The organism is Acerihabitans sp. (assembly GCF_036398755.1).
In the GTDB taxonomy this organism is placed as follows: domain Bacteria; phylum Pseudomonadota; class Gammaproteobacteria; order Enterobacterales; family Enterobacteriaceae; genus Acerihabitans.
Genome location: NZ_DASWOM010000003.1, coordinates 1 through 15,197, shown reverse-complemented (window position 1 = coordinate 15,197; position 15,197 = coordinate 1). Strand labels below are relative to the sequence as shown.

The 15,197-nt window shown below is 54.5% G+C and carries 14 protein-coding genes, 1 rRNA gene and 1 pseudogene; 9 read left to right on the top strand and 7 right to left on the bottom strand.

The genetic code is table 11. The annotated features are described in order from the left end of the window. Both rrf and VGC33_RS23205 read left to right on the top strand, forming a co-directional pair. Positions 1–93 (top strand): 5S ribosomal RNA (gene rrf / locus VGC33_RS00150); the annotation flags it as partial. Positions 94–473: 380 nt separating this feature from the next. Then, positions 474–761, top strand: a pseudogene (locus tag VGC33_RS23205) (group II intron maturase-specific domain-containing protein); the annotation flags it as partial. A 73-nt stretch (positions 762–834) separates the two neighbouring features. Here VGC33_RS23205 and mobB read toward each other — a convergent pair. Both mobB and mobA read right to left on the bottom strand, forming a co-directional pair. Then, positions 835–1,371 (bottom strand): molybdopterin-guanine dinucleotide biosynthesis protein MobB, encoded by a 537-nt coding sequence (gene mobB, locus VGC33_RS00145; protein ID WP_331117766.1) that lies wholly within the window; start codon positions 1,369–1,371, stop codon positions 835–837. 10 nt (positions 1,372–1,381) lie between these two features. Next, positions 1,382–1,957 (bottom strand): molybdenum cofactor guanylyltransferase MobA, encoded by a 576-nt coding sequence (mobA, locus tag VGC33_RS00140; RefSeq protein WP_331117771.1) that lies wholly within the window; start codon positions 1,955–1,957, stop codon positions 1,382–1,384. Between the two features lie 142 nt (positions 1,958–2,099). Between mobA and VGC33_RS00135 the strand changes: the two genes are divergently transcribed. The 5 genes from VGC33_RS00135 to spfP all read left to right on the top strand — a co-directional run bounded on the left by VGC33_RS00135 (position 2,100) and on the right by spfP (position 7,492). Further along, positions 2,100–2,369 (top strand): YihD family protein, encoded by a 270-nt coding sequence (locus VGC33_RS00135; RefSeq protein ID WP_331117764.1) that lies wholly within the window; start codon positions 2,100–2,102, stop codon positions 2,367–2,369. Positions 2,370–2,394: 25 nt separating this feature from the next. Next, complete coding sequence (locus VGC33_RS00130) at positions 2,395–3,381, top strand: serine/threonine protein kinase (RefSeq protein ID WP_331117762.1); 987 nt, start codon at positions 2,395–2,397, stop codon at positions 3,379–3,381. A gap of 19 nt (positions 3,382–3,400) precedes the next feature. Then, positions 3,401–4,027, top strand: a complete 627-nt coding sequence (gene dsbA, locus VGC33_RS00125) for a thiol:disulfide interchange protein DsbA (protein WP_331117760.1) — start codon at positions 3,401–3,403, stop codon at positions 4,025–4,027. Between the two features lie 457 nt (positions 4,028–4,484). After that, positions 4,485–7,280 (top strand): DNA polymerase I, encoded by a 2,796-nt coding sequence (gene polA / locus VGC33_RS00120; RefSeq protein ID WP_331117758.1) that lies wholly within the window; start codon positions 4,485–4,487, stop codon positions 7,278–7,280. Between the two features lie 164 nt (positions 7,281–7,444). Then, complete coding sequence (gene spfP / locus VGC33_RS23315) at positions 7,445–7,492, top strand: small protein SpfP (protein ID WP_071892919.1); 48 nt, start codon at positions 7,445–7,447, stop codon at positions 7,490–7,492. A 66-nt stretch (positions 7,493–7,558) separates the two neighbouring features. Here spfP and yihA read toward each other — a convergent pair whose 3' ends face one another. Next, positions 7,559–8,176 carry a ribosome biogenesis GTP-binding protein YihA/YsxC gene (gene yihA, locus VGC33_RS00115; protein ID WP_414636854.1) on the bottom strand — a complete coding sequence of 206 codons (618 nt, stop codon included), beginning with the start codon at positions 8,174–8,176 and terminating at the stop codon, positions 7,559–7,561. 703 nt (positions 8,177–8,879) lie between these two features. Here yihA and yihI point away from each other — a divergent pair. Together yihI and hemN are read left to right on the top strand one after the other, a co-directional pair. Beyond that, a complete protein-coding gene (yihI, locus tag VGC33_RS00110) occupies positions 8,880–9,413 on the top strand; it encodes a Der GTPase-activating protein YihI (RefSeq protein ID WP_331117756.1) in 534 nt (177 codons plus the stop codon). A gap of 183 nt (positions 9,414–9,596) precedes the next feature. Beyond that, on the top strand, positions 9,597–10,970 hold the full coding sequence (gene hemN, locus VGC33_RS00105) for an oxygen-independent coproporphyrinogen III oxidase (protein ID WP_331117754.1): 1,374 nt from the start codon (positions 9,597–9,599) through the stop codon (positions 10,968–10,970). On the opposite strand, the gene VGC33_RS00100 is transcribed toward hemN, so the two are convergent. The 4 genes from VGC33_RS00100 to glnA all read right to left on the bottom strand — a co-directional run. After that, entirely contained in the window at positions 10,971–11,093 is a 123-nt protein-coding gene (locus VGC33_RS00100) for a YshB family small membrane protein (RefSeq protein WP_331117751.1), read from the bottom strand. Between the two features lie 131 nt (positions 11,094–11,224). Then, a complete protein-coding gene (glnG, locus tag VGC33_RS00095) occupies positions 11,225–12,637 on the bottom strand; it encodes a nitrogen regulation protein NR(I) (protein ID WP_331117749.1) in 1,413 nt (470 codons plus the stop codon). Positions 12,638–12,644: 7 nt separating this feature from the next. Next, on the bottom strand, positions 12,645–13,694 hold the full coding sequence (glnL, locus tag VGC33_RS00090) for a nitrogen regulation protein NR(II) (protein WP_331117747.1): 1,050 nt from the start codon (positions 13,692–13,694) through the stop codon (positions 12,645–12,647). 137 nt (positions 13,695–13,831) lie between these two features. Continuing rightward, a partial coding sequence (glnA, locus tag VGC33_RS00085; protein ID WP_331117745.1) for a glutamate--ammonia ligase occupies positions 13,832–15,197 on the bottom strand: 1,366 nt, incomplete at its 5' end.

Here is a 15,197-nt window from a genome sequence, read left to right as displayed (position 1 = left end):
CCCACCTGACCCCATGCCGAACTCAGTAGTGAAACGCCGTAGCGCCGATGGTAGTGTGGGGTCTCCCCATGCGAGAGTAGGGAACTGCCAGGCATCCAATAGTGACGAAGCCCTCTGTGCAAACAGAGGGCTTTTTCATGTGCCCCAGGCATGGCGCGTAGCGCCTTGACGGGCGCTGTCCCCTGGCCGTGGTGGTCAAGGGGCGACTTGGAGATGCAAGTCCTCTACACACCCGGCAAGGGGAAGTGTTAGCTAAAGGCAAGGGTGTCGCGGGCGACCGCGGATCTGAAGGAAGCCCGAGGCAAACTGCTGGCCTGACGAACAGCAAGCGGATCAGGCGGCGCAGCGGGGTGAGACGGCTAAAATCGTCAAAGCCCAATACTTGCACGGAACGCTGCGACGTAAATCCGACAGGCATAAGCAGGAAGGTCGCGCGAATAAACCCGGTACTGCGCGGCTGAGCCGGTTACTTTAAGTTAAGTCAGAGCAATAGGCCTCTCGAAGAGCTTGATGGCTGGGTGCGGCATAAACTGCGATGTGCCCTATGGCGCCAATGGAAGAATCCCTCTACCAGGGCACGGAACTTGACGCGCTTGGGGCTGAATGCAGAACGCGCCTGGAAATCGACGAGCAATGGACGAGGTCCCTGGTGGAACTCGGGAGCGTCGCATATGAATCAGGCGTTGCCGAAGAAGCAGTGGGACCGGCTTGGACTGGTGTCGACACTGGATACGATAAACCGACTTAGCCGTATAGCCTGAACCGCCGTATACGGAACCGTACGTACGGTGGTGTGAGAGGACGGCGGGAGTAATCCCGCCTCCTACTCGATATTCATCCACAGGTGCCAGATTGGACCTGACCGCGCAACCAGTTGCCGATGAACGCCGCGATTTCATCGGGTTGGTTAATGTCCAGCAGCGGCAGGTTGACGTCGATCTGAACATCGCTGGCCACAGCGATGACATGGCGGTCAATCAATGGTAACCACTCTTTGCCGGTATCCTTGCGAAACAGCGCAATTTTTGGTACCGGTTCGTCTTTGAATCCTTCCACCAAAATCAGATCGATAAGCTTATCGTCCATTTGACCGGCCAGCCAGGATAATGACGGCATTGCCAGATCCGGCGTTTCAGTCATCAGCGCCCAGCGTGCCTCGCTTGCCACCATGGTTTGCCGCGCGCCGGCCTTACGTAGTTCATAGCTGTCTTTCCCTGGCGTATCCACATCCATCTTGTGATGGGTATGCTTGATGATTCCCACGCGTATTCCGGCCTGGCTGAGCCGGGGAATAAGCTGGGTCAGCAAGGTGGTTTTGCCGGTGCCGCTGAAAGCGGTAACCGCCAGCAAGGCGGGAACGGTAGCGGACATATATTGCTCCTTAGGTTTTCGCCCAGTTCAGCACATCAAGCGGGGTATTAAGGTTATGGAAATAGGGGGGTTTAACCGGGAATATCACTCTTTCGGCGCCGATGCGGTTAAAAAATAGCAGCACCTTGCGTTCTCCCTGCGCCAGGAAAGCCTCCAGCCGGGCAATCAATGCGCGGTTGAGCAGGGCAAAAGCGGGATGATCACGGCCTCCCCCGCTTGCGAAGGCGGCGGGAGCGTCCCGCTTGCCGTCCCAGAGCCGTTGGACCAAATCCGCGGGGAAAACCGGCACGTCGCACGGCGCGAAGGCGACCCACTGTGTTGTAGCCGCCTGCAAACCGGTCAGCATGCCGGCGAGGGGGCCGGGAAAACCGGGCAGGGTATCGCTAACCACCCGCAGCCCGCTGTGCCGATAGATATCGATATTGCGGTTGGCGTTAAGCAACAGGGTATCGACCTGGGGCGCCAGGCGGTCCAGGACATAGCGATACAGGGGTATTTGGTTAACCATAACCAACCCTTTATCTTTACCGGCCATTCGTGTTGATTGGCCGCCGGCCAGGATCACGCCTGTGATGTCCGCTTTGATAATTACTCTCCCTTAAAGCCTAATCATCGATGGGCAGGCTCACATATTAAGATACAATGTTTCACATGTGACAGAACAATCATGTTTATCCTGCCCGGTGGATCTTGGTACATTAACACTGGGACATTAAGAGGATTGCGTTATGAAATATCACCGCGTTAATGAGCTTATCGAACTGCTGCATCCGGCATGGCAGAAAGAGTCCGATCTGAATTTGCTGCAATTCCTGCAAAAATTGGCGCAAGAAGCCGGATATGACGGTGATTTAACCGCTTTGTCTGATGATACGTTAATCTATCACCTAAAAATGCGCGGTGCCGACAAAACGCAGGCTATTCCGGGTTTGCAAAAGGACTACGAAGAGGATTTCAAAACCGCGATCCTGCGCGCGCGCGGCATCATCAAAGACTAGGCAAGGGCGACGAAATGAGCGTTTTATGGATATAACCGCATTTAATTTCAAGACGTTAATGCCGGAGCTTATAATGGATGCCCTGGAAAACGTCGGTTTACGCATCGATTCCGGATTAACCGCCCTTAATAGCTATGAAAACCGGGTTTACCAATTTCTGGACGAAGATAAAAAACGTTACGTGGTTAAGTTCTATCGCCCTGAGCGATGGTCTGTTGAGCAGATCCTCGAGGAACATGCGCTTTCATTGGAACTGGATGAGGCGGAAATCCCGGTGGTTCCACCGATGCGCATCAATGGTTCCACGCTTTTGCGGCATGAAGGCTTTCATTTTGCCGTATTCCCAAGCGTCGGCGGCAGGCAATTTGAGCAGGATAACGACGAACAGCTTGAATGGGTAGGCCGTTTTATCGGGCGTATCCACCGCAATAATGGTGACAAATGCTTCAAAGCCCGTCCGACCATCGGCCTGGAAGAGTATCTTGATGAGCCAAGACGCGAATTTGAGCGCAGCACGCTTATAGCAGGAAAACAAAAAACCGCATTTTTACAATCCGTTGACACGTTAATAGCCGAAGTTAAGTTATGTTGGACAACGCAATGGCATCCGCTGCGTCTGCATGGCGATCTTCACGCGGGCAATATCATGTGGCGGGACGGTCCGATGTTTGTTGACCTGGATGACGCCCGTAACGGACCCGCCGTACAGGACCTATGGATGCTGCTCAATGGCGATCGTATTGAGCAGCAATATCAGCTGTCGCTGTTGCTTGAAGCTTATAGTGAATTTATGGATTTCAATCCACGCGAATTGGCTTTGATAGAACCGTTACGCGCGATGCGTATGATCTATTACCTGGCCTGGATTAGCCGGCGCTGGGGAGATCCTGCTTTTCCCTATAGTTTTCCCTGGATGGTGGAAGCTGAGTTCTGGTCACAGCAAACTCTCATATTTACAGAGCAGGTAAAGCTATTGCATGAACCACCTTTACAGCTTATGCCTACGTATTAAACATTTGGAGAATAACGTAATGAAGAAGATTTGGTTTGCGCTTATGGGGCTCGCGTTGGCGTTTAGCGTTTCGGCCGCCCAATTTACCGAGGGCCAGCAATATATCCAACTCGATAAACCGGCGACCGGTGAGCCGCAGGTGCTGGAGTTTTTCTCGTTTTACTGCCCTCACTGTTATGAATTCGAACAGAACTTCCATGTCTCCAGCACGGTGAAACAGGCATTGCCCGCGGGCACGAAAATGACTAAATATCATGTCGATTTCCTCGGCGGCGATATGGGTAAACAAGTTACCCAGGCCTGGGCCGTCGCCATGGCGTTGGGCGTGGAGGACAAAGTCAGTCCGTTGCTGTTTGACGGCATCCAGAAAACACAGACTATTCAAACTCCCGCCGATCTGCGTAATGTCTTTATTAAGGCCGGTGTAAGCGGTGAGGAATATGACGGCGCCTGGAATAGCTTTGTGGTCAAATCCCTGGTGGTTCAGCAGGAAAAAGCCGCTTCCGATTTGCAATTACGCGGTGTTCCGGCCATGTTTGTGAACGGCAAATATATGGTCAAGAATGACGGCCTGGATATGTCGTCAAAGGATATCTACGTCAAGCAATTTGCCGACGTGGTTAAATTCCTGCTAACGCAGAATTAAATAAATTAAAGTATTACTTCAAAACGCCGGCTATGCCCGGCGTTTTTTATTCATTTGATAATCTCGGCTCACTTAGTTATTTCCAGCGCTACGCCTGTTGGCGGGAGGGATTTGCGTATATCCTTTTTTAGCCAAAAGCGCTTATCAATTTATGCGGGACATGAGGATGTGGGTTATATCCACAAACGCGAAATGCTACTGATAAATATGGGATTAGTAAAAAAACGTTTATAACTGATTGATAAAAAATGGTTTTTTCATAAACCCCAACATTATTAAAGATTTAATCACAGTAGTGATTTTTTTTACTCACAAAGTTATCCACAGCACGATCGCGCGGATCAAGCCCAATTGACAGTTTTTTTCTCGTCCTTTTACTACGCAAACATTCGTCTCCGGCGGCCAGCTGTGGCATGCTATCCCCTATGATTGCTGACTAAAAAGATCGAAAGACGCTATGGCTCATATTGCAGACAATCCGTTAATACTGGTTGATGGTTCCTCCTACCTCTACCGTGCCTATCATGCCTTCCCGCCTTTAACCAATAGCGCGGGCGAACCGACCGGCGCCATGTATGGCGTGCTGAATATGCTGAAAAGCCTGCTTACGCAGTATAAGCCCAGCCACGTGGCGGTGGTGTTTGACGCCAAGGGTAAGACTTTTCGCGACGAACTATTCGAACACTATAAGGCTCACCGTCCGTCGATGCCGGATGATTTGCGTAGTCAAATCGAGCCATTGCACAGCATGGTCAAGGCGATGGGTTTGCCCCTGCTGGCGGTGACCGGCGTCGAGGCTGACGACGTGATCGGTACGCTGGCGCTTGAGGCGGCCCGTTCCGGTCGCGAAGTGCTGATAAGCACCGGCGACAAAGATATGGCGCAACTGGTATCGCCGACGATCACGCTAATCAATACCATGTCCAACACTATTCTCGGGCCGGAGGAAGTGCGGGAAAAATTTGGCGTTCCACCGGAGCTTATCATTGATTACCTGGCGCTGATGGGCGACAGCTCGGATAATATTCCCGGCGTGCCGGGCGTAGGTGAGAAAACCGCCCAGGCGCTGCTGCAGGGACTGGGTAGCCTGGATAAGATCTACAGCGATCTGGCAAGCGTTGGCGGGCTGTCATTTCGCGGCGCCAAAACCATGGCGCCGAAGCTGGAACAAAATAAAGAACTGGCCTATCTGTCATATCAGCTGGCGACCATCAAGACCGATGTGCCGCTGGATTTGCCTTTTGATCAATTAACCGTAACCGAGCCCGACGTGGCGGCATTGCAGCTGCTGTTCACTCAATATGAATTTAAACGCTGGCTGGCGGACCTGGAGGCGGGTAAATGGCTGCAAGGCCGCGCCAACGCCGTCCCCGCCGCGCGTACCCCGTTCAATGCCCCGGCGCCGCAGGCTGGCGCGGATGAACCGGAGGCGGTGCAGCTTTCCCAGGACGGTTATCAGGTTATCTATGAACTGGCTGACCTGAACAGCTGGATAAAGCGCATCAAACAGGCCGGACTATTCGCCTTTGATACGGAAACCGATAGCCTGGATACCCTGAGCGCCAACCTGATTGGGCTCTCGTTTGCCATTACCCCGGGCGACGCCGCCTATTTACCGGTGGGTCACGATTATCTCGACGCGCCGGACCAGTTAAATCGCGACCAGGTGCTCGGCCTGCTTAAACCCTTGCTTGAAGATCCGTCCATCCGCAAAATTGGCCAGAATCTGAAATTCGATCGCGGCGTATTGCAGCGATATGATATCGAACTGAACGGCATCGCCTTTGACACCATGCTTGAATCCTATGTGCTTAACAGCGTGTCGGGCCGTCATGATATGGACAGCATGGCCGATCGTTTCCTGAAACACACCACGGTCGGTTTTACGGACATTGCCGGTAAAGGTAAAAACCAGCTGACGTTCAACCAAATCGCCCTTGAGCAGGCGGGCCCCTATGCCGCCGAGGACGTGGACGTCACGCTGCGGCTGCATGAACAATTCTGGCCGCAGATTGAGCGGGAGAGCGGTTTGAAAAAGGTCTTCGAGGAAATTGAAATGCCATTGGTGCCGGTGCTGTCGCGCATTGAGCGCACCGGGGTATTGATTGACGAGAAGATCCTGGCCGCGCATTCGGTTGAACTGACTAAACGCCTGGGCGAGCTGGAAGCCGAGGCGCATGAACTGGCGGGCGAAGCCTTCAATCTTTCGTCCACCAAGCAGCTCCAGGCGATTTTATATGATAAGCAGAAGCTGCCGATCCTGAAAAAGACGCCTGGCGGCGCGCCGTCGACCAACGAGGAAGTGCTGGCCGAGCTGGCGCTGGATTATCCGCTGCCCAAGCTGCTTCTTGAGTATCGCGGCCTGGCCAAGCTGAAGTCGACCTATACCGATAAATTGCCGCTGATGATAAATCCGCACTCCAAACGCGTGCATACTTCATATCAACAGGCGGTTACCGCCACCGGTCGGCTGTCCTCAACCGATCCCAACCTGCAAAACATCCCGGTGCGGAATGAGGAAGGACGGCGCATCAGGCAGGCATTCATCGCGCCGAAAGATGCCGTTATCGTGGCGGCGGACTATTCGCAGATAGAACTGCGCATCATGGCGCACCTCTCGCGCGACCAGGGCCTGCTTAATGCCTTTGCCGCCGGCAAGGATATACATCGGGCCACCGCCGCCGAAGTCTTCGGCCTGGCGCTTGATAAGGTGTCCAATGAGCAGCGCCGCAGCGCCAAGGCGATTAACTTCGGTCTTATCTACGGCATGAGCGCGTTTGGGCTGGCGCGCCAGCTTTCGGTGGGCCGCTCCGAGGCGCAGCGTTATATGAATCTCTATTTCGAGCGGTATCCTGGCGTGCTGGAATATATGGAAAACACCCGCAGGCAGGCGGAGGAGCAGGGTTACGTTTCCACCCTCGACGGCCGTCGGCTTTATCTGCCGGATATCCATTCCCGCAACGGCACCCGCAAGAAAGCCGCCGAGCGCGCGGCGATAAACGCCCCCATGCAGGGTACCGCCGCCGATATTATCAAACGCGCAATGATCGCCATCGATGCGTGGCTGCAAAAAGACCGGCCGGGGGCGCGCATGATTATGCAGGTCCATGATGAATTGGTGTTTGAAGTGCGGCGCGACGCCGTAGATGACGCGATACCCCGCATTACCTCCCTGATGGAAGGCTGTTTCAGCCTCGATGTCCCTCTACAGGTTGAGGTGGGGGTAGGTGAAAACTGGGATCAGGCTCACTAAGTGACGAAACACTAAGCGTTTTCCGTAATTAAGCTACATAAAAAGGTGACTTGGACCGGGATAATGGTGTGGCACTTGCAAAAAAAGTGAAATTAAACTACAAAAAATTCTTTTGCACGGCGATAAATTGATGTAAAGTTACAGACGTAGGGTACAGAGGTAAGATGTTCTATCTTTCAGACCTTTTACTTCACGTAATCGGATTTGGCTAAATATTAGCCGCCCCAGTCATCATTGGCTGGGGCGTTTTTTATTGGGCGCTATACAGATACCGCGGCCTATTCCGCATAGGGCGGTTCTTCATCCGATGCCGGCAGGGTTTCACTAAACCAGGTGTCGAGCTTAAGGCGCAATTTGTCGACGCCGGTTTTTTTCAGCGACGAAAACGCCTCAACCTGTATATCCCCCTCAAATGCCGCGGCGGCTTCCCTCACCAGGTTCAGCTGGGCTTTGCTCGCGCCGGAAGCCAGTTTGTCCGATTTGGTCAGCAACACCAGGACCGGAATATCCACTCCCACCGCCCACTGCACCATTTGCTGATCCAGATCTTTCATCGGGTGGCGAATATCCATCAATACCACCAGTCCTTTCAGGCTATGACGCTTTTGCAGGTATTCGCCCAGGGCGCGTTGCCACTTGCGTTTCATTTCCTCAGGCACTTCCGCATAGCCATAGCCCGGCAAATCCACCAGACGTATTTCCGGCTCGACCTCAAACAGGTTGATGAGCTGTGTGCGTCCGGGCGTCTTACTGGTCCTGGCCAGGCTTTTTTGATTGGTCAGGGTATTCAGGGCGCTGGACTTGCCGGCGTTGGAGCGTCCGGCAAACGCAACTTCGATGCCGGTATCCGCGGGCAAGTGGCGAATATCGGGAGCGCTCATGACAAAATGCGTCATATGGTAATTGTATGAGGTGATCAAATTTTCCTCTCCCTCGGGATGACTTATTGCCGCCAATTATACGGGTTATATGCCAAAAAGCGGTTTTTATCTTTCCACGGGCCGCGCCACCGCCGATGTAAGGGCTTTTTTTTAGCAACAATGCCATTTCATTTAAGTATTTGGCTTTTTAAATTTGTAGGAGATCCGCTCGTTGCAAGCAGCGAAATCTCGTTTGAATAAAATTAATCAATTATAAATCATAATGTTGAATAATCATCGCCTTCACAAGCGACAATCGGTGCCCAGGGAGCGTATTGCGACTTAATCTCATCAGGCTACATTAGTTGGCAAGGCACGGAGCGCCTGAAAGTGACGCTTTTCAACGCGAAAAGCGCCATACAGGGCCAAGTGCTCCGCTTTAGCCCGGCACAAAGCCCTCTTCCAGCCCTTCCCAGGGATGAATTCTGCTTAGGATGAGCGCGTAAAGGAATACACCCTAACCAATCTGCTTCGTATAGAGTAGAATAAAACATCATCGCAGCGACGACCCGATACACAGGATGTGGACCGTCAGGTTCATTGCCGTGGGGACTGTTTTTCTCGCGAAGCACCTTCACTTTATGGTGGCAGATTAACTGCCACCTTTTTTATTGGCAGGGTTTCTGATAGATTTCGCCGCAATTCCATACTTAATGACACTTACGACAGAGCAGACATCATGAATGCAACAGCAAAAGGCGGGCGCGGTAAACCCGTCGTCGCCAAGAACAAGCGTAAAAGCCGCGAAGAGTTGAATACCGAGGGCCGTGCCCGCCAGCGCCAGAAAAAACGGCGTGGCCTGGCTTCCGGTTCGCGGGCGCAGGAAGGCAATAAAACCGGTGGCCGAAACGCCCAGGCGAGCATCGTCGATCGCCGCATCGGCAGCAAAAAACCCGTGCCGCTTATCGCCGACGGCCCGACGGTGAAAAAACCGGTGGCGCCGGAAATCACCATTCCCCTTACCATGGCTATCTTGCCGGAAGTGGAGCTGGAAAATCTGGAGAGCGACGAGCGTCTGGATGAATTGTTACAACGGCTGGAACAAGGCAAAGAATTAACGGCGCCGGAGCAGGCGTATGTGGATAAGACCCTGGATCGCATCGATGAGCTGATGACCCAGCTGGGCATCGAAATTGAAGATGATGAAGAAGACGACGCCAAAAATGAAGATATGCTGCAATTGCTCAAGCGCGGCCAGAAAGATTCATTTTAATCATTGAACCCGCTGCTGCTCATCGTCGCGCCGTTGACATGTTATTTAGTGTGGTTATTGAGTAAACTATGGCGGCTTTCGCGACGTAAAAACCGGTTACGTTTGGCCCGGGTCGCCAGGCGAAAACCGGCCGCGCCCGTAAAAAGGCGGGGACGGCGTAAATTTCGTAAGGAGTAAGCAGCCATGTCAGTGCCAGCGATAGAATGGGATTCGGCCCTCATTCAAAAATATAACCAGTCCGGGCCGCGCTACACCTCTTACCCCACCGCCCTGGAATTTAGCGAAGGATACGACGAACCGGCGTTTCTCCAGGCGGTGGCGCGATATCCCCTCCGGCCGCTGTCGCTGTATCTGCATTTACCGTTTTGCCATAAGATCTGTTATTTCTGCGGCTGTAATAAAATCGTGACCCGCCAGCCGGAAAAAGTCGACCGCTACCTGGATGTCCTCGAGCAGGAAATCCGGCGGCGGTCGCCGTTGTTCCAGGACCGCCAGGTCACCCAGATGCACTGGGGCGGCGGCACGCCCACCTTTTTGTCGCCGGCCCAGATATCGCGCCTGGTGGCCGTGGTGCGCCAGCAGTTCCGCTTTGCGCCCGGCGCTGAGATGTCCATTGAAATTGACCCGCGCGAGATCGGGCTGGAAATGATGGACCATCTCCATGCCGAGGGGTTTAACCGTATCAGCATGGGCGTGCAGGATTTTGACCCGGAGGTCCAGCGGCTGGTTAACCGGCGGCAGGATGAGCAGCTGATTTTCGACCTGATAGGCCGCGCCAGGCAGTTGGGTTTCCTATCCACCAATATCGACCTGATATATGGACTGCCGCGCCAAACGCTGGCGAGCTTCCGGCATACCCTTGACCGGGTGATCACGCTAAACCCCCAGCGCCTGAGTGTATTTAATTACGCGCACATGCCGGCGTTGTTTGCCGCCCAAAGGAAAATCAATCCCGCCGATCTACCCGACGCGTCGCATAAAATGGACATTTTCCAGCATTCCATTGCGGCGCTTTGCGGCGCGGGTTACCAGTTTATCGGTATGGACCACTTTGCGCGTCCTGACGACGAGCTGGCCCTGGCGCAGCGAGCCGGCACGCTGCACCGCAATTTCCAGGGTTATACCACCCAGGGCGACTGTGATTTATTGGGGCTGGGCATTTCGGCGATAAGTATGATCGGGGATAGCTACGCGCAGAACCAGAAAGAGATGAAGAGCTATGTGGCAAGCGTAGCGCGCCAGGGCAACGGCTTATGGCGCGGGGTGGCGTTGTCGCAAGACGACTGCCTGCGGCGCGACGTTATCAAGTCATTGATTTGCCAGTTTTATATCGATTTCAGCGTGCTGGAAAGCCGCTATGCGATAGATTTCAATCGCTATTTTGCCGAGGATATCGCGCTGCTGCGGCCGCTGGAGTGCGACGGGCTGGTGGCGATTTCCGGCCGGGCGATAACCGTCACCGCCAAAGGGCGCCTGCTGATCCGCAATATCTGCATGTGTTTTGACGTTTACCTGCGCGCTAAATCCCGCCAGCGCCAATACTCGCGGGTGATTTGATCAGCTGAAAAAATTAATCAGCGCGGCGCAAAGTATGGCGGCCAGCGCCGTTTGCGGAGCATGGCCCGCCGCGACGGTCATATCCGCGCCCTGGCTCAGCAAATCAATAATTGAATTAAACATGGTCTTCCTCCCGGTCAGCGACAAGATCATACTGTCTGCATTCGGGATGTAAAGAGCAAAATAACGTCGTTTCGCACGTTATTTTGCTTGTTTTTCCGTCGCTATTCCACCAGGTTATAAACCCGCGGTTTTTATTCCATGCCCAGCTCTTTTAGCTTGCGCGTCAGGGTATTGCGCCCCCAGCCGAGCAGCCTGGCGGCTTCCTGTTTATGCCCTTGGGTATGTCGCAGGGCGGTGGTCAGCAACGTCCTTTCCATCTCCGGCTGGGCTTCAGAAAGCAGGTTCTGGTGACCGGAGCGCAGCGCGCGGTCCGCCCATTGCGCCAGCAGGGTGGCCCAACTGTCCGGCAGCGACTGTACCGTGGCGTCCGGCGCCGTGCTTTCAAACAGTTCCGGCGGCAGATCCTGGATCAACACTTCCTGGCCGGCGGCCATGACCGTCAACCAGCGGCAGGTGTTTTCCAACTGGCGGACATTGCCTTGCCAGGGCAGGCGGGTGAGCGCGGTTTCGGTTTCCGGATGCAGGTTTTTAGGTTCTACCCCCAGCTCCTTGGCCGCGACCTGCAGGAAATAGCGCGCCAGACGGGGAATATCTTCCCGTCGTTCCCGCAGCGGCGGTAAATGTACCCGGATGACGTTCAGGCGATGAAACAAATCCTCGCGGAATTTGCCCTCCTGTACACGCACCTCCAGATTCTGATGGGTGGCGGCAATAATTCTGACGTCGACTTTGACCGGCGCATAACCGCCGACCCGGTAAAACTGGCCGTCCGCCAGTACGCGCAGCAGCCGGGTCTGAACATCCAGCGGCATATCGCCGATTTCATCCAGGAACAATGTGCCGCCGTCCGCTTGCTCAAAACGCCCCTGCCGTACCTGATTGGCGCCGGTAAAAGCCCCTTTCTCATGGCCGAACAGTTCCGATTCGATCAAATCCTTCGGGATCGCCGCCATATTCAGCGCGATAAACGAGGCCTTGGCGCGCGGACTATGGCGATGCAGCGCGTGGGCGACCAGTTCCTTACCGGTACCGGACTCGCCGTTAATCAACACGCTGATGGAGGAGCGGGACAGGCGGCCGATAATGCGGAAGACATCCTGCATGGCCGGCGCTTCACCGATAATATCGGTGGTCGGGCCGCTGGCGGGCTGCGCGCGCGCCGGCTGTTGCTGTTCAAGATAGTGACTGACCGCGCGCTCCACCAGCGCCACCGCCTCATCGATATCAAACGGCTTCGGCAGGTAATCGAACGCGCCCTGTTGGTAAGCACTGACCGCGGCGTCCAGATCCGAGTGGGCGGTCATGATAATCACCGGCAGCATCGGGTGGCGCTGCTTAATCTGTTTAAGTAATGCCAGGCCGTCCATGCCGGGCATGCGTATATCCGATAACAACACGTCCGGAGTTTGGGTTGCTATCGCCTCCAGCACTTCACTGCCGCCTTCAAAGGTGACGCAAGTCAACCCGGCTCCAGTGAGGGCGCGTTCAAGCACCCAGCGGATGGAGCTATCGTCGTCGACGATCCAGACTATCCCTCGTTGCATAGTGACCTCACTGGCGAATGGGCAGGAACACCGAAAATTCGGTATGCCCCGGCCAACTGTTAAATTCAATTTTACCCGAATTTTGATCGATAAGACTGCGGGCAATGGATAACCCTAAACCGGTGCCGCCTTCACGGCCGCTGACCATGGGGTAGAACAGCGTATCCTGCAATTGCGCCGGTACGCCCGGACCGTCGTCTTCAATATCAATTCGCGCTACCAAACGATAGCGGACGCCGTGCAGCGTTAACTGGAACGCGGTACGGGTACGTATCGTGATCGTGCCACCGTCTTCACCCAGTGCCTGCAGCGAATTACGGGTAATATTCAGCAAGACCTGTTCCATTTGGTCAGGATCGTGGGCCAGTTCAGGCAGGCTGGGATCGTAATCCCGCAGGAGGGTGACATTATCCGGTTTTTCCAGCGAGACCAGCTTGAATACCCGCTCGGCCACCTGATGAATGCTTTGGGTCACATGCATACCGGGCTGCTGCGGCCCAAGCAGGCGATCGACCAGATTGCGCAGGCGGTCGGCCTGTTCAATGATCACCTTGGTGTATTCCAGCAGGGAGGGATCGGGTAAAGCCTTGGAGAGCAGTTGCGCCGCGCCGCGCAGTCCGCCGAGCGGATTTTTGATTTCATGGGCCAGGCCGCGCACCAGATCCCGCGCCGCCACCTGCTGGGCATGCTGGATCTGTTCCTGGCTGAGGCGTCGCTGATTATCCATCGGCGCCAGTTCCATCAGGAAAAAATCCTCTTGCAGGCGTTGTGCGGTAAGGGAAAGGATATGCGCCCGTCCGTCCACCACCAACGTAACCTCATTATCGGTAAACCCTTGCCCGGCGTTAAGGCTTTCGCGCATCAGTTCGACGTTGAGCGAAAAATATCCCAGCAGTTCAGGCAGCGGCGTACCGAAAAGTTTGCGCGAGCTTTGCGCTAAAAGCTGTTGCGCCGCCGGATTGGCGTAATGAACGGCAAGGTCATTATCCAGCAGCAGGATGCTGTTAATCAACGAATTAAGGATCTGCCCAGCATCGGGCAATGAGCCTGTAGCCATAAAGCAGTCTCCCGCACTGTTCAAGTGCATTTAGTCCATTAGTTAATCATGCGCTTGGCTTTGCGCAAGGTTTGCTGGAGAAAAAAGCCCATCCGAAGATGGGCTGAAAGTTTCCACGGCAACAAAAACTCATCAAGTTATACGCTGTAATACAGCTCGAATTCCACCGGATGCGGCGTCATGCGGATACGGTCCACTTCTTCCGTGCGCAAAGTGATATACGCGTCGATGGAGTCTTCGGTGAAAACGCCGCCGCGGGTCAGGAACTCGTGATCTGTTTCCAGCGCCTTAAGGGCTTCTTCCAGCGAACCCGCCACCTGTGGGATTTCTTTGGCTTCTTCCGGCGGCAGATCGTACAGGTTCTTGTCCATGGCATCGCCGGGATGGATTTTATTGATAACCCCGTCCAGGCCGGCCATCAGCAGGGCGGCAAACGCAAGGTATGGGTTGGCGGCCGGGTCCGGGAAGCGTACTTCGATACGACGGGCTTTCGGGCTGGCGACCACCGGGATACGGATGGAGGCGGAACGGTTGCGGGCGGAGTAGGCCAGCATTACCGGCGCTTCATAGCCCGGGACCAGACGTTTGTAGGAATTGGTGGTCGGGTTGGTCAGGGCGTTGATGGCCTTGGCATGTTTGATGATGCCGCCGATGTAGAACAGCGCGGTTTCAGACAGGCCGCCGTACTTGTCGCCGGAGAACAGATTGTTGCCGTCTTTATTCAACGACATATGGCAATGCATGCCCGAGCCGTTATCGCCGAACATCGGTTTCGGCATAAAGGTCGCCGTTTTGCCGAAGGCATGGGCGACGTTATGCACGACATATTTATAGATTTGGATCTCGTCGGCTTTTTTCGTCAGGCTGTTGAAGCGGGTGGCGATTTCGTTCTGGCCGGCGGTGGCGACTTCATGGTGATGAGCTTCAACCACCAGGCCCATTTCTTCCAGGGTCAAACACATGGCTGAACGCAAATCCTGTGATGAATCCACCGGCGGGACCGGGAAATAACCGCCTTTGATGCCGGGACGATGGCCTTTATTGCCGCCTTCGTAAACTTTATCGGTATTCCATGCGGCTTCAACGTCGTCAATGGCGACGTGGGAACCGGAGATGGACGAACCGAAGCGGATATCGTCAAACAGGAAAAATTCCGGTTCCGGCCCAAACAGCACGGTATCGGCAATGCCGGAAGATTTCAGGAATTCTTCGGCGCGCTTGGCGATGGAACGCGGGTCGCGATCGTAGCCTTGCATGGTGGCGGGCTCGAGGATATCGCAACGGATAATCAGGGTGGTTTCTTCATAGAACGGGTCGAGCATCGCCGTGCTGGCATCAGGCATCAGCACCATGTCGGACTCGTTAATGCCTTTCCAGCCGCCGATGGAGGAGCCGTCAAACATTTTTCCATCTTCAAAGAAGTCGGCATCTACCTGATGGGCTGGTATAGTGACGTGCTGTTCTTTACCTTTCGTATCAGTGAAACGCAGGTCGACGAATTTT

Coding starts and splice junctions, on each gene's coding strand:
- mobB (WP_331117766.1), bottom strand. CDS start 1,371: ATGTCCGCTACCGTTCCCGCCTTGCTGGCGGTTACCGCTTTCAGCGGC.
- VGC33_RS00135 (WP_331117764.1), top strand. CDS start 2,100: ATGAAATATCACCGCGTTAATGAGCTTATCGAACTGCTGCATCCGGCA.
- VGC33_RS00130 (WP_331117762.1), top strand. CDS start 2,395: ATGGATATAACCGCATTTAATTTCAAGACGTTAATGCCGGAGCTTATA.
- dsbA (WP_331117760.1), top strand. CDS start 3,401: ATGAAGAAGATTTGGTTTGCGCTTATGGGGCTCGCGTTGGCGTTTAGC.
- polA (WP_331117758.1), top strand. CDS start 4,485: ATGGCTCATATTGCAGACAATCCGTTAATACTGGTTGATGGTTCCTCC.
- yihA (WP_414636854.1), bottom strand. CDS start 8,176: ATGACGCATTTTGTCATGAGCGCTCCCGATATTCGCCACTTGCCCGCG.
- yihI (WP_331117756.1), top strand. CDS start 8,880: ATGAATGCAACAGCAAAAGGCGGGCGCGGTAAACCCGTCGTCGCCAAG.
- hemN (WP_331117754.1), top strand. CDS start 9,597: ATGTCAGTGCCAGCGATAGAATGGGATTCGGCCCTCATTCAAAAATAT.
- VGC33_RS00100 (WP_331117751.1), bottom strand. CDS start 11,093: ATGTTTAATTCAATTATTGATTTGCTGAGCCAGGGCGCGGATATGACC.
- glnG (WP_331117749.1), bottom strand. CDS start 12,637: ATGCAACGAGGGATAGTCTGGATCGTCGACGACGATAGCTCCATCCGC.
- glnL (WP_331117747.1), bottom strand. CDS start 13,694: ATGGCTACAGGCTCATTGCCCGATGCTGGGCAGATCCTTAATTCGTTG.